Source organism: Streptomyces sp. NBC_01077, from assembly GCF_045162855.1.
In the GTDB taxonomy this organism is placed as follows: Bacteria; Actinomycetota; Actinomycetes; order Streptomycetales; family Streptomycetaceae; genus Streptomyces.
This window is the reverse complement of sequence record NZ_CP108669.1, coordinates 6,140,812-6,161,546: the sequence shown is the minus strand read 5'-3', so window position 1 is coordinate 6,161,546 and position 20,735 is coordinate 6,140,812. Positions and strand designations below refer to the sequence as shown.

Annotated in this window: 17 protein-coding genes; 11 read left to right on the top strand and 6 right to left on the bottom strand. The window is 71.1% G+C overall.

What is annotated here, in order from left to right:
* Positions 1-44: 44 nt before the first annotated feature.
* A complete protein-coding gene (locus OG462_RS28075; protein WP_406061765.1) occupies positions 45-578 on the bottom strand; it encodes a DUF4245 domain-containing protein in 534 nt (177 codons plus the stop codon).
* A 118-nt stretch (positions 579-696) separates the two neighbouring features.
* On the opposite strand from OG462_RS28075, the gene glpX reads away from it, so the two are divergent.
* Entirely contained in the window at positions 697-1,731 is a 1,035-nt protein-coding gene (gene glpX, locus OG462_RS28070; RefSeq protein WP_406061763.1) for a class II fructose-bisphosphatase, read from the top strand.
* Positions 1,732-1,876: 145 nt separating this feature from the next.
* Here glpX and OG462_RS28065 read toward each other — a convergent pair whose 3' ends face one another.
* Both OG462_RS28065 and OG462_RS28060 read right to left on the bottom strand, forming a co-directional pair.
* Positions 1,877-2,248, bottom strand: coding sequence for a WhiB family transcriptional regulator (locus OG462_RS28065; protein ID WP_030320581.1), 372 nt, complete (start codon positions 2,246-2,248; stop codon positions 1,877-1,879).
* Positions 2,249-2,397: 149 nt separating this feature from the next.
* Complete coding sequence (locus tag OG462_RS28060; RefSeq protein ID WP_406061762.1) at positions 2,398-3,120, bottom strand: DUF1707 domain-containing protein; 723 nt, start codon at positions 3,118-3,120, stop codon at positions 2,398-2,400.
* Positions 3,121-3,325: 205 nt separating this feature from the next.
* Here OG462_RS28060 and OG462_RS28055 point away from each other — a divergent pair, with 205 nt between their 5' ends.
* The 3 genes from OG462_RS28055 (at position 3,326) to OG462_RS28045 (ending at position 6,585) form a co-directional block, all read left to right on the top strand.
* On the top strand, positions 3,326-4,996 hold the full coding sequence (locus tag OG462_RS28055) for a fumarate hydratase (protein ID WP_406061760.1): 1,671 nt from the start codon (positions 3,326-3,328) through the stop codon (positions 4,994-4,996).
* Between the two features lie 186 nt (positions 4,997-5,182).
* On the top strand, positions 5,183-5,824 hold the full coding sequence (locus OG462_RS28050) for an HAD family acid phosphatase (protein WP_406061758.1): 642 nt from the start codon (positions 5,183-5,185) through the stop codon (positions 5,822-5,824).
* A gap of 116 nt (positions 5,825-5,940) precedes the next feature.
* A complete protein-coding gene (locus OG462_RS28045) occupies positions 5,941-6,585 on the top strand; it encodes a lipoprotein (protein WP_406061756.1) in 645 nt (214 codons plus the stop codon).
* Positions 6,586-6,740: 155 nt separating this feature from the next.
* Here the strand turns inward: OG462_RS28045 and OG462_RS28040 are convergent, their stop codons facing one another.
* Positions 6,741-8,270: a ricin-type beta-trefoil lectin domain protein gene (locus tag OG462_RS28040; protein WP_406061754.1), complete on the bottom strand. Its 1,530-nt coding sequence runs from the start codon at positions 8,268-8,270 to the stop codon at positions 6,741-6,743.
* Between the two features lie 106 nt (positions 8,271-8,376).
* Between OG462_RS28040 and OG462_RS28035 the strand changes: the two genes are divergently transcribed.
* The 3 genes from OG462_RS28035 (at position 8,377) to OG462_RS28025 (ending at position 12,757) form a co-directional block, all read left to right on the top strand.
* Positions 8,377-9,786, top strand: a complete 1,410-nt coding sequence (locus tag OG462_RS28035; RefSeq protein WP_406061753.1) for a class II fumarate hydratase — start codon at positions 8,377-8,379, stop codon at positions 9,784-9,786.
* 44 nt (positions 9,787-9,830) lie between these two features.
* On the top strand, positions 9,831-10,496 hold the full coding sequence (locus OG462_RS28030; protein ID WP_406061751.1) for a DUF402 domain-containing protein: 666 nt from the start codon (positions 9,831-9,833) through the stop codon (positions 10,494-10,496).
* A 311-nt stretch (positions 10,497-10,807) separates the two neighbouring features.
* A complete protein-coding gene (locus tag OG462_RS28025; protein ID WP_406061749.1) occupies positions 10,808-12,757 on the top strand; it encodes a SpoIIE family protein phosphatase in 1,950 nt (649 codons plus the stop codon).
* Between the two features lie 109 nt (positions 12,758-12,866).
* On the opposite strand, the gene OG462_RS28020 is transcribed toward OG462_RS28025, so the two are convergent.
* A complete protein-coding gene (locus OG462_RS28020; RefSeq protein ID WP_406061747.1) occupies positions 12,867-15,077 on the bottom strand; it encodes a transglycosylase domain-containing protein in 2,211 nt (736 codons plus the stop codon).
* 261 nt (positions 15,078-15,338) lie between these two features.
* Between OG462_RS28020 and OG462_RS28015 the strand changes: the two genes are divergently transcribed.
* The 3 genes from OG462_RS28015 to OG462_RS28005 are packed head-to-tail and all read left to right on the top strand — an operon-like array spanning position 15,339 to position 18,912.
* Entirely contained in the window at positions 15,339-15,863 is a 525-nt protein-coding gene (locus OG462_RS28015; RefSeq protein ID WP_017239865.1) for a PadR family transcriptional regulator, read from the top strand.
* The gene (locus OG462_RS28010; RefSeq protein ID WP_406061745.1) at positions 15,860-16,543 is read left to right on the top strand and encodes an ABC transporter ATP-binding protein; all 684 of its coding nucleotides are present in this window, start codon (positions 15,860-15,862) and stop codon (positions 16,541-16,543) included. The genes OG462_RS28015 and OG462_RS28010 overlap by 4 nt, the downstream gene beginning before the upstream one ends.
* A complete protein-coding gene (locus OG462_RS28005; RefSeq protein WP_406061744.1) occupies positions 16,540-18,912 on the top strand; it encodes an FtsX-like permease family protein in 2,373 nt (790 codons plus the stop codon). The genes OG462_RS28010 and OG462_RS28005 overlap by 4 nt, the downstream gene beginning before the upstream one ends.
* 159 nt (positions 18,913-19,071) lie before the next feature.
* Here OG462_RS28005 and OG462_RS28000 read toward each other — a convergent pair whose 3' ends face one another.
* Positions 19,072-20,046, bottom strand: coding sequence for a LysR substrate-binding domain-containing protein (locus OG462_RS28000; RefSeq protein WP_406061742.1), 975 nt, complete (start codon positions 20,044-20,046; stop codon positions 19,072-19,074).
* 133 nt (positions 20,047-20,179) lie between these two features.
* On the opposite strand from OG462_RS28000, the gene OG462_RS27995 reads away from it, so the two are divergent.
* Positions 20,180-20,734 (top strand): peroxiredoxin, encoded by a 555-nt coding sequence (locus OG462_RS27995; RefSeq protein ID WP_351899544.1) that lies wholly within the window; start codon positions 20,180-20,182, stop codon positions 20,732-20,734.
* Position 20,735 lies beyond the last annotated feature (1 nt).

Genomic DNA, 20,735 nt, shown 5'->3' with positions numbered 1-20,735 from the left:
CGCACTCACCGAGTGCGGGGCCCTTCTCGTACGTCGTCGCCGGCTCAGGCCTTCTTCGACCGGAGCGAGCCCGCCATCTCGGCGAGCCGCTCGAACGAAGCCGTGCCGGTCACCACCGTCGTCGCCCCGCCGTCCACCCGGACGAGCGCGTCGTACTTCGGCCCCTCCCAGCGCTGCCACACCTGGCCCGCCACCGTCTGGGTCTTCCCGGTGTTCTTCGCCCGCTGGGTGACGTCCGGCACGAAGGTGCCCGGCGCCGCCGTCGACTGGTGGATCGCCACGTACTGGGTGTCCGGCGAGAGGAAACCGAGCCGCCAGGCGTTGGCGTTCTCGCGCTTGTACGAGACGACCGTCGCCTTCCAGCCCTCGCCGAGGCCCTCGGGGGCCAGCACCGGATACGGTGCCGCCCGCTGAGCCGTCAGGAGCTCGACCCGGTAGTCCTTCGCCTTGACCGGTTCGGCGCTCTCATCGTGCGGAATGAAGAGATACATCACTCCCGCGGCGACCAAGATCACCCCGAGGGACTGGAACATTCCGCGTACCGTCTGCCTGCCTCGCATACCTGCCACGCGCACCATGGTCGCATCAAGGGTCCGTGCTCATACGTGGGCCCCTCTGCTCATTTTATCGACGTACCGATAGAGTCGGCAGCACCCTCCCTTATCCGGCCGTCGCCGTACAGAAAGGTGCGTTCCGATGACCGAGCAGCAGAATCTGCCGCCCGAGCTCGTGGTTTCCCCCGAGGCTCCCGACCGCAACCTCGCCCTTGAGCTGGTCCGCGTCACCGAGGCCGCCGCCATGGCCGCCGGCCGCTGGGTCGGCCGCGGCGACAAGATCGGCGCGGACGGCGCGGCGGTCAACGCCATGCGGACCCTGATCTCCACCGTCTCGATGAACGGCGTGGTCGTCATCGGCGAGGGCGAGAAGGACGAAGCCCCCATGCTCTTCAACGGCGAGCGGGTCGGCGACGGCACCGGCGCCGAGGTCGACATCGCCGTCGACCCGATCGACGGCACCACGCTCAACGCCAAGGGCATGCCGAACGCGATCGCCGTCCTGGCCGCCGCCGACCGCGGCAGCATGTTCGACCCGTCCGCGGTCTTCTACATGGACAAGCTGGTCACCGGCCCCGAGGCCGCCGACTTCGTCGACATCAACGCCCCCGTCTCGGTCAACATCCGCCGGGTCGCCAAGGCGAAGAACTCCTCGCCCGAGGACATCACGGTCGTCATCCTGGACCGCCCCCGCCACGAGGGCATCGTCAAGGAGATCCGCGAGACCGGCGCCCGCATCAAGTTCATCTCGGACGGCGACGTCGCCGGTTCGATCATGGCCGTCCGCGAGGGCACCGGCGTCGACATGCTCATGGGCGTCGGCGGCACCCCCGAGGGCATCATCTCCGCCTGCGCCATCAAGTGCCTCGGCGGCGTGATCCAGGGCAAGCTGTGGCCGAAGGACGAGGCCGAGCGCCAGAAGGCCCTCGACGCCGGCCACGACCTGGACCGGGTGCTCTCCACGAACGACCTGGTCGCCGGCGACAACGTGTTCTTCGTCGCGACCGGCATCACCGACGGCGAGCTGCTGCGCGGGGTGCGCTACCGCGCCGAGACGGCGACCACGCAGTCGCTCGTCATGCGCTCGAAGTCCGGCACGATCCGCCAGATCGACTCCACGCACCGGCTCTCGAAGCTGCGCGCGTACAGCAAGATCGACTTCGATCGCGCGAAGTAGCCCCCGGGCTGCGGCACGAACGAAGTAGCCCCCGGGCTGCGGCACGAAACGGTACGAAGAGGGGCGCCCCCATGTGCGGTGGGGGCGCCCCTTCCCGTACGGAACGACTCCGTTGCCGTCGGGCCGCCGAGCTCGTCCGCTCGCGTCAGCCCGCCTGGGCGATGCGGTCGGTCGCGGCCGCCTTCCGCAGCTCCACCTCGCGCCGCCGGCGCCGGGCCAGGGCCACGCGGCGCTCCGCCGCCGTGAGTCCGCCCCACACCCCGTACGGCTCGGGCTGGAGCAGCGCGTGCTCCCGGCACTCGACCATCACGGGACAGCGTCCGCAGACCCGCTTGGCCGCCGCCTCACGCGCGAGCCGCGCGGCGGTCGGCTCCTTGGAAGGGGCGAAGAACAGTCCGGCTTCGTCCCGGCGGCACACCGCCTCCGCATGCCAAGGGCCGGCCTCGTCCTCCCGGGCAGGGGCGCGCTGAGGGGGGACGGCGGCGACCTGGAGGGGCTGATGCGGCAGTTGCAGCACGGTCTACTCCTGACGACGGCTTCGCGAGCGAGCGGCGATGCACCAGCCCTACCCGCTGTGCGCGCGCCTATGCACTGCGTGCCGCGCCGTTCCGCACAGCGGATACCCGAGGGCGAATTCCGGTCACCGCCGGAGCCGAGGTCCGGTCGTCAGTGGCCGAGATGCTTGCGCAGCTTGTCCTGGAGGTCGGTGATCCACTTGCCGCGCTTGGGTCTCGCCTCGACGTTCCCGAAGACCGAGTAGCCGTTGATGACGACGACCGGGGCCTGCGGGTCGACGCCCTCCAGGGTCACGACCTCGAAGTTGCCGAAGATCCCGCTGCCGCTGCCGCGCAGGCTGATGTTCTCCGGGACCCGCACCTCCACGTTGCCGAAGATCGACGTGGCGTTGATGGTGGTCAGCCGCTGCGTGAAGATCGCCTCGGTGAGGTCGATCTCGATGTTCCCGAAGAGCGCGAACGCGTTCGTCCGGCGGCTCACCCGCCAGCGTCCCTTGCGGGTGGTGCTGGAGAAGATCGCGACGAGGTTGTCCGGGGGGCCGTCGGCGTCCTCCGGGCCGTACCCGTAGTCCGGCACGGACTCCTGGCGGGGGGTCCGGGCGCCCGGCAGGTCGCGGACGATCGGCTCCAGCTCCCCGACGGTCTTCGCCCGGTACACCGAGTCGATCCGGTCCGAGTGCTCCTCGGCGTCGATCCGCCCCTCGGCCAGGGCGTCCCTGAGGATGTCCGCGATCCGGTCCCGGTCCGCGTCCGAGGCTCGCAACGAGCCCTGCGGGTCGGCGAAGACGGGCTCCGCAGGCGCCGGCTGGGCGGGCGCGGCCTGCCGCTGCGGCTGCGGCTGCTTTTCGGGTTCGGGCTTCTTTTCGAGGTCCACGGAGCCAGCCTAGCGAAACGCGATAGATCGCGACCAGGGGGCGGGCCGTGGCCTGTGGACAACGTCTCGAACCCGCCACTCCGGCGCGGTCCCGGCCCCAAGTGAGCCTTACCTCACAGGACCGGGCCCCTGCCCGCGTTCTACGCTGGAAGGCGCACTGCCAACGGAGGCGGTGCGCCGTCTTGCCGAGTGAGGAATGGCCCCCATGCCAGAGTTTGCGTACTCCGATCTGCTCCCCCTGGGAGAGGACACCACGCCCTACCGCCTGGTGACCTCCGAAGGTGTCTCCACCTTCGAGGCCGACGGCCGTACGTTCCTCAAGGTCGAGCCGGAGGCGCTGCGCACCCTGGCCGCCGAGGCGATCCACGACATCCAGCACTTCCTGCGCCCGGCCCACCTGGCCCAGCTGCGCCGGATCATCGACGACCCCGAGGCGTCGGCCAACGACAAGTTCGTCGCGCTCGACCTCCTCAAGAACGCGAACATCGCCGCCGCCGGCGTCCTGCCCATGTGCCAGGACACGGGCACGGCGATCGTCATGGGCAAGCGCGGCCAGAACGTGCTGACCCCGGGCCGCGACGAGGAGGCCCTGTCCAAGGGCATCTACGACGCGTACACCAAGCTCAACCTGCGGTACTCGCAGATGGCCCCGGTCACCATGTGGGAGGAGAAGAACACCGGCTCGAACCTGCCCGCGCAGATCGAGCTGTACGCGACCGACGGCGGCGCGTACAAGTTCCTCTTCATGGCCAAGGGCGGCGGCTCGGCCAACAAGTCCTTCCTCTACCAGGAGACGAAGGCCGTCCTCAACGAGGCGAGCATGATGAAGTTCCTGGAGGAGAAGATCCGCTCGCTCGGCACGGCCGCCTGCCCGCCGTACCACCTGGCGATCGTCGTCGGCGGCACCTCCGCCGAGTTCGCGCTCAAGACCGCGAAGTACGCCTCCGCGCACTACCTGGACGAGCTGCCCACCGAGGGCTCGGCCGAGACCGGCCACGGCTTCCGCGACAAGGAGCTGGAGGAGAAGGTCTTCGAGCTGACGCAGAAGATCGGCATCGGCGCGCAGTTCGGCGGCAAGTACTTCTGCCACGACGTCCGCGTCGTCCGCCTCCCCCGCCACGGTGCCTCGCTGCCCGTCGCGATCGCCGTCTCCTGCTCGGCCGACCGCCAGGCCGTCGCGAAGATCACCGCCGAGGGCGTCTTCCTGGAGCAGTTGGAGACCGACCCGGCGCGCTTCCTGCCGGAGACGACCGACGAGCATCTCTCCGAGGAGAGCGACGTCGTCACCATCGACCTGAACCAGCCGATGGACGACATCCTCGCCGAGCTGACCAAGTACCCGGTCAAGACCCGTCTCTCCCTCAACGGCCCGCTGGTCGTGGCGCGCGACATCGCGCACGCCAAGATCAAGGAACGCCTGGACGCGGGCGAGGAGATGCCGCAGTACCTGAAGGACCACCCGGTCTACTACGCGGGTCCGGCGAAGACGCCCGAGGGGTACGCCTCCGGTTCCTTCGGTCCGACGACGGCCGGCCGGATGGACTCGTACGTGGAGCAGTTCCAGGCAGCGGGCGGCTCGAAGGTCATGCTGGCCAAGGGCAACCGCTCGCAGCAGGTCACGAACGCCTGCGGCAGCCACGGCGGCTTCTACCTCGGCTCGATCGGCGGCCCGGCGGCGCGGCTCGCGCAGGACTGCATCAAGAAGGTCGAGGTCGTCGAGTACGAGGAGCTCGGCATGGAGGCGGTCTGGAAGATCGAGGTCGAGGACTTCCCGGCGTTCATCGTGGTGGACGACAAGGGCAACGACTTCTTCCAGAACCCGGCCCCGGAGCCGACGTTCACGCACATCCCGGTGCGGGGCCCCGGCCTCGGCTGACCCTGTCGCTCGACGCATGCCCCTCGGTCCGCACGGACCGGGGGGCGTCGTCGTTCCCGGGGCGATCTCCATGTTGTCGATCTCCGCTCAGAAACTCGCTACCGACCGGTAGCCATCTCGTTGCCTACTGTCCAGTATTGAGCGCGAGCATGCCAAAGTCTGAGCTGGTCGATCTAGGGAGCCCCCATGCCCTCCACGCCCTTCCGCAGGCGCGCCACCGCCGGAACCACGGCCGCGCTCGCCCTCACCGCGTTCCTCGTCGTCGGCCCCGCGCCCACCGCGTCCGCCGCCGACCCGGACAGCCACAGCACGTCGACGGCCGCCATCAAGGACGTCGACTACACGACCTGGCGCCATGACGTGGCGGCCGTGGTCGCCGAGGCCCGCCCGTACATCGAGGAGCGTTCCAGGAACGCGGGCAGCGAGAAGCAGGCGATCGTCCTCGACATCGACAACAGCTCGCTGGAGACGGACTTCCACCCCTTCTGGGAGCTGCCGACCCCGGCCATCGCCGATGTGCGCACCCTCGTCCGGGAGGCCCACGACCGCGGCGTGGACGTCTTCTTCGTCACCGCGCGCCCCGGGATCATCCACTCCCTCACCGACTGGAACCTGAAGCAGGCCGGCTATCCGGTCGACGGGCTGTACGTGCGCTCCCTGCCCGACCTGTTCGCGGAGGTCAGCGCGTACAAGACGGAGCAGCGCGCCAAGATCGAGGCCAAGGGCTACACGATCATCGCGAACATCGGCAACAACACCACCGACCTGGTCGGCGGCCACGCCGAGCGCACCTTCAAGCTGCCGGACTACGGCGGCAAGCTCTCCTGAACGCCCACCGGCTCACCGGGTGATGTGGAACTCCATCGGACCGGCTTCGCATTGCGCGACGTCAGCCCCGGGTACGCCCGTCCGGTGGGCCTCCGGCCCGCCACTACCCTGACCGCATGAGACACCCGATACGGACCCTGGCCCCGGTCACCGCCACCCTGGCGGCGGGGCTGCTGCTGACCGGCTGCGGCGAGCCCGAGCCGGTTCCCGAGGTCACGCAGGGCGCACGCCCCACGGCGCCCACCGCCGACGCCTCGGGCGCCGCCCCGGTCAAGGCCGGCGGGACCGTCGGCGGTCCCGGGTCGGCCTGCGCGCTGCCCGTCTCGTTCGGTCTCGCGGAGAAGTGGAAGCCGAACGCGATCAGCGACCCCGAGAACCCGGAGTTCGCGGCGCTCACCCGCCAGGGGCCGGCCGTCGCCCGCTGCGAGGTGGACGCCAAGCCGGCCGGGCACGTCGGATACCTGCGGGTGTGGACGGCCGGGAAGGGGCCCGCCAGGACGGCGCTCGAAGGGTTCGTGAAGGCCGAGCAGAACACCTCCGAGGTCGGCTACAAGGAGAGCGCGTCCGGCGCGGGGCCCGTCACCGAGGTCACGTACACCGTCTACAACAAGGTGATGGAGGAGTCGAAGGAGGAGCGCGCCTTCGCCGTCGCGACCCCGAAGGGGACGGTGATCGTGCACCTCGGCGGGCTCGACACCGCGGAGTACCGGGCGATGCTCCCGGCGTACGAGCTGGCGCGGACCACGCTCAAGGTGCTCTGAGGCCGCACCGTGCACGGCCCCGTGGCCCCCGTCCGACACCGGACACGGCCGTGGCCGCGTCGCACCGCACGACCCCGTGGCCGCGTCGCACCGGACGGCCGTGGCCCCCGTCCGGTGTCGGACGGGGGCCACGGCGTTCGTGAACGGGGCTTCCGCTACGCGAACTTCTGGTTCGCCGAGCCGTCGCAGGTCTGGAGCCGGACCGGCTGCCTCGCCGCGCTCTGGGTGAGGCAGAGGCCCGTCGCGTCGGCCGGGCGGACCGTGGCGCCGTCGCGGACGAACTTCTGGTTGGCGCCGCCGTGGCAGTTCCAGAGGACGAGCGCCCTGCCCGCCTGGTAGCCGGACGCGGGCACGTCCAGGCAGCGGTCCTGGGTGAGCTGGGTGTGGACCGTACGGCGGGTGGAGTCGTACCACCAGCCCTGGTTACGGCCGCCGTGGCAGTCCCAGCCGAGGACGGCGGTGTTGTTGGACGAGCCGGCCGCGTCGACGTCCAGACAGTTGCCCGTCGCCTGGTTCTTCAGGGGCTGGTACACGTCGTCCCAGGCCACCGGGAAGAGCGTCGGCGTGCCGGAGGAGTTCACGTCGGCGCAACTGGCCTCACGGGTGCCCGAGTTGTAGATCTGGGTGAGGCAGGACGCGAAGGCGGCGTGACCGCGTGCGTTGGGGTGGAAGGACTGCCGTACGGAGTTCTCGTCCGGGGTCCCGGGCTTGGAGAGGTCGATGTAGAGGCCGCGGGCCCAGGAGTCCTCCATGCAGACCTCGTGGCCGTGGAAGAGCCGCGAGTTGTCGAGGTAGACGGCCCCGGTGGAGGCGGCCGCCGCGCGCATCCCGCGCTCGAAGGCGGGGACGGCGGTGTTGCGGCCCCAGACGGTGTCGGAGTCGTAGCCGAGTCCGCCGCAGATCAGCTTGCCGGGGAAGTTCGGGTTGTCGTTGAAGTCGGGGCCGATGGGGCTGGGGTAGCCCATGAGGACGAGCTTGTAGTCGCCGTCGGAGTAACCGGCGTCGCGCATCACGGTCTTGAGGTCGCGGACGGTCTGCTCGACCTTGGGGACGAGTCCGTCGACGCGGGCCTGCCAGCCGGGGGCGTACTTGGGCTCGCAGGCGCCCTGGAGGAGCAGGTAGCGCTGGACGCAGTCGGTCATGACGGGCCCGAACTGCAGGTCGTCGTTGGCGCCGGCGACCATCAGGACCATCTTGATCCGGGTGTTGCGCGCCTTGATCGCGAGGTTGTCGCTCTGGACGAGCTCGTCGGCGTACTGCTTCGAGCCGCCGATCCGGATGTTGCCGGTGTACGCGCCGGAGCACGACACGTTGAACGTGAGGTCCGCGGCGATCCCGGTGCGGTGGATGGCGGCGTCGGGCGAGCGGTGGCACCAGTTGGTGGGGCCGTTGGTGGGAGGCTCGTAGGTGCCGACGCCCTCTCCGGAGATCTCGCTGTCGCCGAGCGAGATCAGGCCGGTCCTGCGCTGGGCGAGCGGGCGCTCCTCGGGGCTGCCGTAGATCTTGGTCGCCTCGGCGGCCCGGATCGCCTCCAGGGCGGGCGGGAGCGGTACGGCGGCGGTCACCGCCGTGGTGCCGGTGCCGGCCGCGCCGGCGGGGGCGGCGGCGGTCATCGTGCCGAGCGCGGCGGCGGCCGCGGCGACGACGGCGATGGGCCAGCGGAGTCTGTACCTGGTGCGCGTCATTGCGCCTCCTGGAAGTGGGGTTACCCACGGTTTTTACTGGCCGGTACGCCCGATGGGAATACATCGAACAAGACAAGTGCTCATCTTTTGTAGGAGGTTGAGGAACATGAACGACACAGACCAGGCCGACGGCCACCGGATCGAGCACGACTCCATGGGTGAGGTGCGGGTCCCCGCGCACGCCAAGTGGCGGGCCCAGACCCAGCGGGCGGTGGAGAACTTCCCGGTCTCCGGGCAGCGCCTGGAGCGCGCCCACATCGAGGCCCTCGCCCGGATCAAGGCCGCCGCCGCCCAGGTCAACGCCGAGCTCGGCGTGATCGACCGCGACCGTGCCGAGGCCATCGCCTCGGCGGCGGCGGAGGTCGCCGAGGGACGCTGGGACGAGCACTTCCCGGTGGACGTCTTCCAGACCGGCTCCGGCACCTCGTCCAACATGAACACCAACGAGGTGATCGCCACCCTCGCCACCGAGCGGCTCCCCGAGGGCCGCGAGGTCCACCCCAACGACCACGTGAACGCCTCGCAGTCCTCCAACGACGTCTTCCCGTCCTCCATCCACATCGCGGCCACCGGCGCCGTCACCCGCGACCTGATCCCCGCCCTCGACCATCTGGCCGCCTCCCTTGAGCGAAAATCGGCCGAATTCGCGTCGGTGGTGAAGTCGGGCCGTACGCACCTCATGGACGCCACCCCGGTCACCCTCGGCCAGGAGTTCGGCGGCTACGCGGCCCAGGTCAGGTACGGCGTCGAGCGGCTGCGCTCCGCGCTTCCCCGGCTCGCCGAACTCCCCCTCGGCGGTACGGCGGTGGGCACCGGCATCAACACCCCGGCCGGCTTCTCCGCGGCCGTCATCGCGGAGGTCGCGCGGGCGACCGGCCTGCCGCTGACCGAGGCCCGCGACCACTTCGAGGCGCAGGGCGCCCGCGACGCGCTGGTGGAGACGTCCGGGCAGCTCCGTACCGTCGCCGTCTCCCTCACCAAGATCGCCAACGATCTGCGCTGGATGGCCAGCGGCCCGCGCACCGGCCTGGCGGAGATCAACCTCCCCGACCTCCAGCCCGGCTCGTCGATCATGCCGGGCAAGGTGAACCCGGTGATCCCCGAGGCGGTCCTCATGGTCGCCGCGCAGGTGACCGGAAACGACACCACCGTGGCGGTGGCGGGCGCGGCCGGGAACTTCGAGCTCAACGTGATGCTGCCGGTGATGGCCAAGAACCTCCTGGAGTCCGTACGGCTGCTCGCCAACGCGTCCCGGCTGCTCGCCGACCGCACGGTGGACGGGATCACGGCCAACGTCGAGCGGGCACGCGAGTACGCCGAGTCCTCGCCGTCCGTGGTCACCCCGCTGAACAAGTACATCGGCTACGAGGAGGCCGCCAAGGTCGCGAAGAGGTCCCTCGCCGAGCGGAAGACCATCCGCGAGGTGGTCCTGGAGTCCGGGTACGTGGAGCGCGGCGACCTGACGGTCGAGCAACTGGACGAGGCCCTGGACGTGCTCCGCATGACTCATCCGTGATCCGTGCCGCTGCGGTCGTGGGAGCGCGCCCCTAAGATCTGCGCATGACAGGATCGGGCGGCTCTCAGCATTGGGCGCCGGGGGAGCACATCCTCTGGCGCTACCGCGGCAACGGCACCGAGGACGTGCACATCTGCCGACCGGTGACGGTCGTCCAGGACACGCCGGATCTCCTCGCGGTGTGGATGGCGCCCGACACGGAGTGCGTCCGTCCGGTGCTCGCCGACGGCACGCCGGTGCACGAGGAGCCCCTCGCCACCCGCTACACCGCCGCGCGCACCACGGAACGCGCACGGTGGTCCGGCAGCGGGGTCCTGAAGCTGGCGAGACCCGGCGACCCGTGGTCGGTGTGGCTGTTCTGGGAGCGCGGCTGGCGCTTCCGCAGCTGGTACGTGAACCTGGAGGAGCCCCGGGTCCGGTGGGCCGGCGGCTTCGACTCCGAGGACCATTTCCTCGACATCTCCGTCTACCCCGACCACAGCTGGCTGTGGCGGGACGAGGACGAGTTCGCGCAGGCCCAGCGGTCCGGCCTGATGAGCACCGAGCAGGCGGCGCGGGTGCGCACGGCGGGGCAGCGGGCGGTGGAGCGCATCATGGCGTGGGGGGCGCCGTTCGCCGACGGCTGGGAGAACTGGCGGCCCGATCCGGCATGGCGGGTTCCGGAGCTGCCGGCCGACTGGGACCGCACTCCGGCGCACACGGCACCGTGAGACCCTTGATGCGCCCCCGGGGTTGAAACGTAGGATCGTCCTCCGCACGGCAGGGGCGGACCGAACGGCACGTCAGACCGACCGAGCAACACGTCAACGACCGAACGCAGCGCAGGACCTGACCAGAAGTCATCCACGAGGGGGAGAGCAGTGCCGGACGTCTGCCCGGGTGTTCCGACCCCCTCTGGTGCCGCCGCTCGCGGAGCCTTCAGATCCGCCGTACACAAGGGGTTTAGCCCCGCCGAAGGCGCGGCATCGGCGAGAAGAGCGAGTGCATCGCACCACCGGCCCGGACGGACGGAACCCCACGCGTGACGGAGCATCCCACCTCCCACGAAGGCCGGCAGCCCCTGGCTGCCCGGTCGCAGGAACGCGCGCGCCCTCGCCAGGAGGCGGCGGCCGGCCTGCCCTCCGACGTGCCCGGCACGGCGGGCGGACCGGCGGGCCCGGCGCCCTCCGGGGCGGACGCGCCCCCGCCTCCCACGGCCCCCGGCGGCCCCGGAGTCATGGCCGTCGCCGTGACCCCGCAGCATCCCGGCGGGAACAGGGGCGGTGACCCCGCCGCGCGTCGCGAGGGCGAGCGGCTGCGGTTCGTCGGGGCGGCGACGCGGCGCATCGCGCGCGGCATCGACCTGGACGAGATCGTCCTCGGTCTGTGCCGGGCGACCGTGCCGACCTTCTCCGACGAGATCCTGGTCTATCTCCGCGACCCGCTGCCGGTGGGCGACGAACGGCCGGTGGCGCCGTTCGTGCTGCGGCTGCGCCGTACGGACCGGCTCCGGTTAAGCGATCTGGAGGGCGAGGAGCTCGTCCTCGTACCCGATCCGGATCCGACCCCCGCGGCCGAACTCTGCGAGGTGCGGTCCGGTGGGGCACTGGCCGAGGTGCTGCGCGGGGTGCGGCCGGTCTTCGGCGACTCCGCCGCCGCCAAGACCGCGCTGACCGAACTGCTCGGCCCGGACCATCCGCTGCCCGGCGGGCTGCGGGCCGTCCTCGCGCCGCTGCGCGGCCGACGCCGGGTGATCGGCGCCGCCGTGTTCCTGCGCCGCCCCGAGCGGGCCGGTTTCGAGCCGAACGACCTGCTCGTCGCGGCGCAGTTGGCCACGCACACCGCGCTCGGCATCGACAAGGCCGTCCTGTACGGCCGTGAGGCGTACATCGCGGACGAGCTCCAGCGGACGATGCTGCCGGACTCGCTGCCGCAGCCGACCGGCGTCAAGCTCGCCTCGCGCTATCTGCCGGCGGCCGAGACGGCCCGGGTGGGCGGCGACTGGTACGACGCGATCCCGCTGCCCGGCAGCCGGGTCGCCCTGGTCGTCGGCGACGTCATGGGCCACTCGATGACCTCGGCGGCGATCATGGGTCAGCTGCGGACGACCGCGCAGACCCTGGCCGGGCTCGACCTGCCTCCGCAGGAGGTCCTGCACCATCTGGACGAGCAGGCGCAGCGCCTCGGCGAGAACCGGATGGCGACCTGCATGTACGCGGTGTACGACCCGGTCTCGCACCGGATCACCGTGGCCAACGCCGGCCATCCGCCGCCGATACTCCTCCACCTGGGCGGCCGCGCCGAGGTGCTGCGGGTGCCGCCCGGTGCCCCGATCGGGGTCGGCGGGGTGGACTTCGAGGCGGTCGAGCTGGACGCCCCGGCCGGCGCCACGCTCCTGCTCTACACGGACGGTCTCGTGGAGTCCCGGCTGCGGGACGTGTGGACCGGCATCGAGCAGCTGCGGGAGCGCCTGGAGGCGACCGCGCAGCTGACGGGCCCGGACCACTCGCCGCCCCTGGAGGCACTCTGCGACGACGTCCTGGACATGCTGGGTCCCGGTGACCGGGACGACGACATCGCGCTGCTCGCGGCCCGTTTCGACGGGATCGCGCCGAGCGACGTGGCGTACTGGTTCCTGGAGCCGGAGGACGCGGCCCCGGGGCGGGCCCGGCGGCTCGCCCGGCGGGCGCTCGCCCGCTGGGACCTGGAGGAGCTGACGGACTCGGTCGAGCTGCTGGTCAGCGAGGTCGTGACGAACGCCGTGCGGTACGCCGAGCGGCCGGTGACGCTGCGGCTGCTGCGGACGGACGTCCTGCGCTGCGAGGTCGGCGACGACTCGCCGCAGCTGCCCCGGCAGCGGCGGGCCCGCGACACCGACGAGGGCGGGCGCGGCCTGTTCCTGGTGAACCGGCTGGCGAGACGGTGGGGGGCGACCCGTCTTTCGGGCGGCAAGGTCGTCTGGTTCGAGCTGGCCACCCCGAGCCAGTCGTAGGCGCGGCGAGTCAGTCGTAGGAACGGCGAAAGGGCCGGACCCCACGGGGGGGGTCCGGCCCTTTCGTGTCGCTCCTGCGGCGGCCGGTAGCTACTGCGGCGGCCGGTCGCTACTGCAGCGGTCGGTCGGTGCTCTCGGGGTCGGGATCCGTGCCCGGGTCCGGCGGCTCGATCGACGGCGGCGGGGACGGCTCGTCGGTGACCGGCGGCTCGGTCGTGGGCGTCGGCGCCGTGGTGACCGGGTCGCTCGTGGGCGTGGGCTCCGTGGTGGCCGGCGAGGTCGTCGGGGGCGTCGGGTCCGGGGAGCTCGTGGTCGGCGCGTCGGTCGGCTCCTCGGGCGCCTCGGTGGTCCCGGTGGGCGTCGGGTCCGGGTCGTACGTGCCCGAGCCGTCGGTCTCCAGGTCGAAGGAGGCGTCGGAGCCGCCGCCGAGGGCGCCGGTGGTGTAGTCGCCCCAGATCTGGGCCGGCGTACGGCCACCGTTGGCGCGGCCCTGGTTGATGGTGTCGGTGAGGGTGACCTGGTTGCCCTTGGGGTCCTCGCCGAAGAGGCCGACGGCGGTGACGAGTTCGGGGGTGTAGCCCACGAACCAGGCGGAACGGTTGTTCTCGGAGGTGCCGGTCTTGCCGGCGGCCTCGTACTCACCGGCGGCCCGGGTGCCGGAACCGTTCTGCACGACGCCCGTCATGGCCTGGGTGACGGTGTCGGCGGCCTCACGGCTGATGACCTGCTCGCCGGTCCCCTTGGCGGGGGTGAGCGTACGGTCCCGGTGCACGGCGGCCTTCACCAGGGTCGGGGTGACGATCTTGCCGTGGTTGTCGAGCGTGGCGTAGACGCCTGCCATGTCCATGGTGGAGGCGCCCATGGTGCCGAGGGACATGGCGGGGGTCTCGCCGAAGTCCGCGCCGTCCTTCATGCCGAGGTCGAGGGCGGTCTTCTTGGTCTTGCCCGCACCGACGTCCACGATCATCTGCGCGTAGACGGAGTTGATGGAGCTGTTGGTGGCCTTCTGGACGCTGACGGGGCCGTAGTTCCGGTTGTCCTCGTTCTCCGGGTCGAAGGGGATCGAGCTGCCGACGACCTTGCGCTTGCTGTCGCCGTCGTAGATCGTGCCGAGGCCGATCTGCCGCCCGTCCTGGGTGACCGAGCCGTTGTCGAGGGCGGAGGCGAGGACGATCGGCTTGAAGGTGGAGGCGGGCTGGTAGTCGCGGCGGGTCGCGTTGGACGTCCAGTGCTCGGTGGCGCCGACGCCGCCGTACAGCGCGACGACCGCGCCGGTCTTCGGGTCGACCGAGGTGGCGCCCGCCTGGACGGTGGCGTCCTTCTTGTCGCCCTTGCGGTCGAGCTTGGCCTCCAGCTGCCGGTCGACCGCCTTGACGAGGTCCTTCTGCTTCTTCTCGTCGATGGTGAGGGTGAACGTCCAGCCGCCGGCCTTGATGTCCTCCTCGCTGACGCCCTGGCGCATCAGCTCCTGGTTGGCGGCCTCGACGATGTAGCCGGTCTGGCCCTCCATGCCGGGGAGCGGCTTGGGCTTCTGCGGGACGGGGAACTTCATGGCCGCGCGCTCGGCGGCCGGGAGCCAGCCCTCGCCGACCATGTTGTCGAGGACGTAGTTCCAGCGCTCCTCGACGAGCTTGCGGCCGGTGCTGCTCGCGGAGGTCCAGTCGTACTGGTTGGGCGCCTGGAGCAGCGAGGCGAGGTAGGCGCCCTGGGCGGTGGTGAGCTGGGTGGCGTCGACGCCGTAGTACGAGCGGGCCGCGGCCTGGATGCCGTAGGCGCTGCGGCCGTAGTAGCTGGTGTTCATGTACCCGGCGAGGATGTCGCTCTTGCTCATCTGCTGGTCGACCTTGATGGCGATGACCATTTCCTTGAGCTTGCGCGTCGCCGTCTGGTCCTGGCTCAGGTAGAAGTTCTTGACGTACTGCTGGGTGATGGTCGAACCACCCTGCTTGCCCTTGCCGGTGATGGTGGACCAGGCGGCGCGGGTGGTGCCCTTGATGTCGACGCCGTTGTCCTTGTAGAAGGTCTTGTTCTCCGCGGCGACGAACGCCTTCTGGACCTTCTCGGGGATCCGCTCCAGGCCGACGATCTCGCGGTTGATCTTGCCGGTGCGGGCGAGGACCTTGCCGTTGGCGTACTTGTAGATGTTGCTCTGCATGGTCGCCTCGGCGTTGGCCGTCGGCACCGGGACCAAGAGGTAGACGACGTACAGGGCGCCCATGGCGAGCAGGCAGCACACGAAGAAGGTGCCCAGGAGCTTCTTCCAGGAGAAGAAGCGGCGCAGGCCGCGTTTCTTCGCCTTGCCCTTGTCCGGTCGGCCCATGTGTCCTGTCGCTCCGCTCGTCGTGTGTCCCGGCGTGCCCCGGTCCGTGTCCCGCCCGCGCCGGATCGGCTCAGCTAGTCAGCTAACACCGGAGATGCAGACAAAGGACAACCGATCACGCCTTTTCCGGACGTGAGAATCAGCACCCATACCCAGAGGAACCGACGCCCGGCGGAGGCGGATGGTTGCGTGAGGGCACGCTTCCGCTTGGGTGACCGCCGCTATACATCGTGGGTATACACCCCGTGTACAGTGGGCCGTATGTCCATCGGTCACACCCTCTTGGGACTCCTGGAGTCCGGCCCGCGCCACGGCTACGACCTCAAGCGCGCCTTCGACGAGAAGTTCGGCCACGACCGGCCGCTGCACTACGGCCAGGTCTACTCGACCATGTCCCGGCTCCTGAAGAACGGCCTCGTCGTCGTCGACGGGATCGAGGCGGGCGGCGGCCCGGAGCGGAAGCGGTACGCCATCACCGAGGCCGGCATCACCGATGTCGCCCAATGGCTCACCACGCCCGAGAAGCCGGAGCCGTACCTCCAGTCCACGCTCTACACCAAGGTCGTCCTGGCCCTGCTCACCGGCCGCGGCGCCGCCGAGCTCCTCGACACCCAGCGCGCCGAGCACCTCCGCCTGATGCGCGAACTCACCCGGCGCAAGAAGGACGGCGACCTCGCCGACCAGCTCATCTGCGACCACGCCCTGTTCCATCTGGAGGCAGACCTGCGCTGGCTGGAACTGACCGCCGCCCGCCTCGACCGGCTCGCCGAGGAGATCCGCCGATGAGTTCCGCACCGCTCCTGAGGGCCACCGCCCTCGACAAGACCTACGGCCCGACCCCGGCACTCGCCGGGGCCTCCTTCTCCCTCCGGGCCGGCGAGGTCGTCGCCGTCATGGGCCCCTCCGGCTCCGGCAAGTCGACCCTGCTGCACTGCCTGGCCGGAATCGTGCGCCCCGACGCGGGCACCATCACCTACGACGGACGCGAGCTCACCGCGCTCTCCGACACCGCGCGCAGCTCCCTGCGCCGTACCGACTTCGGCTTCGTCTTCCAGTTCGGCCAGCTCGTCCCCGAGCTGACCTGCGTCGAGAACGTGGCCCTCCCCCTCCGCCTCAACGGCGAGAAGCGGAAGACCGCCGAGGCCCGGGCCACCGAGTGGATGGCCCGCCTGGAGGTCGACGACACCGCGCACAAGCGCCCCGGCGAGATATCCGGCGGCCAGGGCCAGCGCGTCGCCGTCGCCCGCGCGCTCGTCACCGCCCCGAGGGTGATCTTCGCCGACGAACCGACCGGCGCGCTCGACTCCCTCAACGGCGAGCGGGTCATGCGGCTGCTCACCGACGCCTCCCGGGACACCGGCGCGGCCGTCGTCCTCGTCACCCACGAGGCCCGGGTCGCCGCGTACTCCGACCGCGAGATCGTCGTACGGGACGGGGCCGTCCGGGACGCGGAGTGGGTGGCATGACGCTCCGCACCTGGGCCCGCGACCTGGCGCTCGGCGCCCGGTTCGCGGTCACCGGCGGCCGCGCAGGCCTGCTCCGCACCGTGCTGACCGCGACCGGGATCGGCTTCGGCGTGGCCCTGCTGCTGCTCGCCTCCTCCCTGCCGAACATGCTCTTCCAGCGGGAGGTACGGGAGTCGGTACGCGCCATCGACGGCAGCGAGTCGGTCACCTCGCCCCGGCCCGACTCCTTTCTCCACCTCGGCCGGACCACCGTCTACCGGGACGACGTCATCAGCGGCACGCTGCTGCGCCCCGAGGGCGACGCACCCCCGGTGCCCCCGGGCGCGGACGCGTTCCCCGCGCTCGGCGAGATGCTGGTCTCCCCCGCGCTCCGTGAGCTGCTCGACTCCCCCGAGGGCGCCCTGCTCAAGGAACGGCTCCCCTACAAGGTGGCCGGGACGATCGGGCAGGACGGACTCATCGGCCCCGCCGAGCTGCGGTACGTCGCCCATGTCGGCTTCCTCGACACCGCGAACTTCGACGGACGCGGCACGCGGTACGGCTGGTCCGTGCCCGAGGAACCGATGAACGCGTTCCTGATCCTCCTCGTCGTCGTGGCCTGCGTCGTCCTGCTCCTCCCGGTGCTCGTCTTCATCGCGACCGCCGTCCGCTTCGGCGGCGAGCAGCGCGACCGGCGGCTCGCCGCGCTCCGGCTCGTCGGCGCCGACACCGCCATGACCCGGCGGATCGCGGCCGGCGAGTCCCTCGCGGGCGCGTTGCTCGGCCTGCTGGTGGGCCTCGGGCTCTTCGCGGTGGCCCGGCAGTTCGCCGGGGCCTTCACCATCTGGGACGTCAACGCCTATCCCTCCGACGTCGTGCCGATGCCCGCGCTCGCCGCGCTCGCCCTCGTCGCCGTCCCGGTCTCCTCGGTCGTGGTCACCCTCTTCGCGCTGCGCGGGGTGGTGATCGAGCCGCTCGGAGTCGTCCGGACCTCGACCCCCCGCCGCCGCCGGGTGTGGTGGCGGCTGCTGCTCCTCGCGGCCGGCGTGGCCCTGCTCGTCCCGCTCATGGGCGAGGTCCGGGCGACCGAGACCAGCCTCGACACCGTGGGCGTCGCGACCGGCACCACCCTCGCCCTGATCGGCCTGACGACGCTGCTGCCGTGGCTCGTCGAGGCCGGGGTGAAGCGGCTGCACGCCGGGCCGGTGGCCTGGCAGCTCGCGGTCCGCAGACTCCAGTTGAGCAGCGGCACGGCGGCCCGCGCGGTCAGCGGCATCGTCGTCGCGGCGACCGGAGCGATCGCGCTCCAGATGCTCTTCCAGGCGATGGAGAGCGACTTCACCGAGTTCACGGGCGAGGACGTGTCCCGTGCCCAGATCTCGTTCGGCGCCAATGCCCGGTCAGCCGAAGAGGCCCGCGGGATGATCGCCCGCTTCGAGCGGACCGAGGGCGTCACAGGCGTGATCGGCATCGTCGAATCGCGGGTGTGGCGTCCCGGGCCCCTGAAGGGAGGCGAGGAGTTCTCTCCGACGGTCTCGATGAGGGTCGGCGACTGCGCCTCCCTCAAGGAGTTCGCCGCGCTGCCCTCCTGCACGGACGGCGACGTGTTCGTCTTCCTCGCCCACGGCGCCCAGGGCAACCCGGACGACTCCTTCGTCACCAGGGCGGCCCGACCCGGCGCGACGGTCGCCCTGCGCGACCCGCATCCGCACCCGAGCGCGCCGCAGCGCACCGAGGCCACTCCCCTGCCGCAGTGGCGCATCCCCGCCACCGCCCGGATCGTGGACTCCCGCCCCGACCCGACGGGCATGTACGAGTACGGCATCCTCGCCACCCCGTCGGCGATCGACGCCGCCCGGCTCGACGAGCCCGACGCGCAGGCCATGGTCCGGCTCGACCCGGCCGTGCCCGACGCCGCCGACTTCGCACGGAACACGGCGGCGGACATCGATCCGACGTCCTGGGTCCGCACGCTCGCGGACACCCAGCAGGACGCCGCGTTCAGCAGCGTCCGCACCGGCATCCTGGTCGGCTCCACCCTGACGATGCTCCTGGTGGCGGCCTCGCTCCTGGTCGCCACCCTGGAACAGCTCAGGGACCGCAAGCGACTGCTCTCCTCGCTGGTCGCCTTCGGCACCCGGCGCTCCACCCTGAGCTGGTCGGTGCTGTGGCAGACGGCGGTGCCGATCGCCCTCGGTCTGGTCCTCGCCGTGGCGGGCGGGCTCGGCCTCGGGGTCGTCCTGCTGAAGATGGGCGGGCAGCGGGTCCAGGACTGGTGGGTCTTCCTGCCCGTCGTCGGGATCGGGCTGGGGCTGATCGCGGCCGTGACGCTGCTGAGCATGCCCGTCCTGTGGCGCCTGATGCGGGCGGACGGGCTGCGCACGGAGTAACCCTCCGGGCGGATGTACGAGGAGGCGGGCGGCGGTTCCTGACACCGGGGGGTCTCAGGAACCGCCGCCCCCTCCGTACCGGCGGGTCTCAGGAACCGGCCGCCCAGCCCGTACCGGCGGGTCTCAGGAACCGGCCGCCGACCCCCGTACCCGCGGGTCTCAGGGACCCGTGCCCAGCAGTCGTACCGGAAGGTCTCGCATCGCGCCCCGCAGCTCCTCCGCCAGTTCCTCGAACTCGGCGTGCCGGGCCGCGCCCGTCCGCATCGCGAGGGCGATGCGCCGGGCGGGGGCCGGTTCGGCGAAGAGCCCGGTCCACAGGGCGTTGTTACGGGCGGTCTCGACCGTGACGGCGGTACGCGGCAGCAGCGTCACCCCGAGACCGCCGGCCACCAGCTGGACCAGGGTGGCGAGCCCCGCCGCGGTGGTGGTGACCTCGGCGCCGTCCGTGCGCCCGGCCTCGCGGCAGATGTCGAGGGCCTGGTCGCGCAGGCAGTGCCCCTCGTCGAGGAGCAGCAGCCGCAGCTCCTTGAGGGCCTCGCGCGGGATGTCGTTCCGTCCGGCCAGCGGATGCCCCTCCGGGGTGACCAGGACGAAGTCCTCGTCGAAGAGGGGGAGTTCGGTGACGCCTGGCACGCCGAGCGGCACGGCGAGCAGCAGCAGGTCGAGCCGTCCGGCGGTGAGCCCCTCCAGGAGGGAGGAGGTCTGCTCCTCGTGGACCTGGAGGTCGAGGTCCGGGTAGCGCCGGTGGACCAGGCGCAGCACCGTCGGCAGGAGATACGGGGCGACGGTCGGGATCACCCCGAGCCGCAGCACCCCGGTGAACGGGGCCTGGACCGCTTCCGCCTCCTCCATCAGCTCCGACACCGCGTCGAGGACCGCCCGGGCGCGGACCGCGAGCCGCTCCCCCGCGGGCGAGAGCAGCACCTTTCTCGTCGTACGCTCGAGCAGCTGGACACCGAGTGCCTCTTCGAGTGCCGAAACCGCGCCCGAGAGTGCGGGCTGGCTCATGCCGATGGCGGCCGCCGCATCGCGGAAGTGCAGATGCTCGGCCACCGCCGCGAACGCTCTGAGCTGCGAGAGGCTCGGCTGCTTGCCTCGGTTCGGGCCGTGCGGGGAACTGTACGGGGACGCCACTGATAACCACCTTCGATCAACACGACCCACTCTAGCTATTTCACTGATCAATGCACTCCGTGCCATGCTGTGAGCCGTCCAACCCCCATGGAAGCCCCCAAAAGGGACCACTTCCTGTTTGTAAGGAGAGCGCGTGCTCACTGTCGGTGACAAGTTCCCCACCTACGACCTGACCGCCTGCGTGTCGCTGGAGAGCGGCAAGGAGTTCGAGCAGATCGACCACAAGGCCTACGAGGGCAAGTGGCGCGTGGTGTTCTTCTGGCCGAAGGACTTCACCTTCGTCTGCCCCACCGAGATCGCCGCGTTCGGCAAGCTGAACGACGAGTTCGCGGACCGCGACGCCCAGATCCTCGGCGTCTCCGGCGACTCCGAGTTCGTGCACCACGCCTGGCGCAAGGACCACGCCGACCTGCGTGACCTGCCCTTCCCGATGCTGGCCGACTCCAAGCACGAGCTCATGAGCGACTGTGGCGTCAAGGGCGCGGACGGCTTCGCCCAGCGCGCCGTCTTCATCGTGGACCCGAACAACGAGATCCAGTTCACCATGGTGACCGCCGGCTCCGTCGGCCGTAACCCCAAGGAGGTCCTGCGGGTGCTCGACGCCCTGCAGACCGACGAGCTGTGCCCGTGCAACTGGAACAAGGGCGAGGGCACCCTCGACGCCGCCGCGCTCCTGTCGGGCGAGTGAT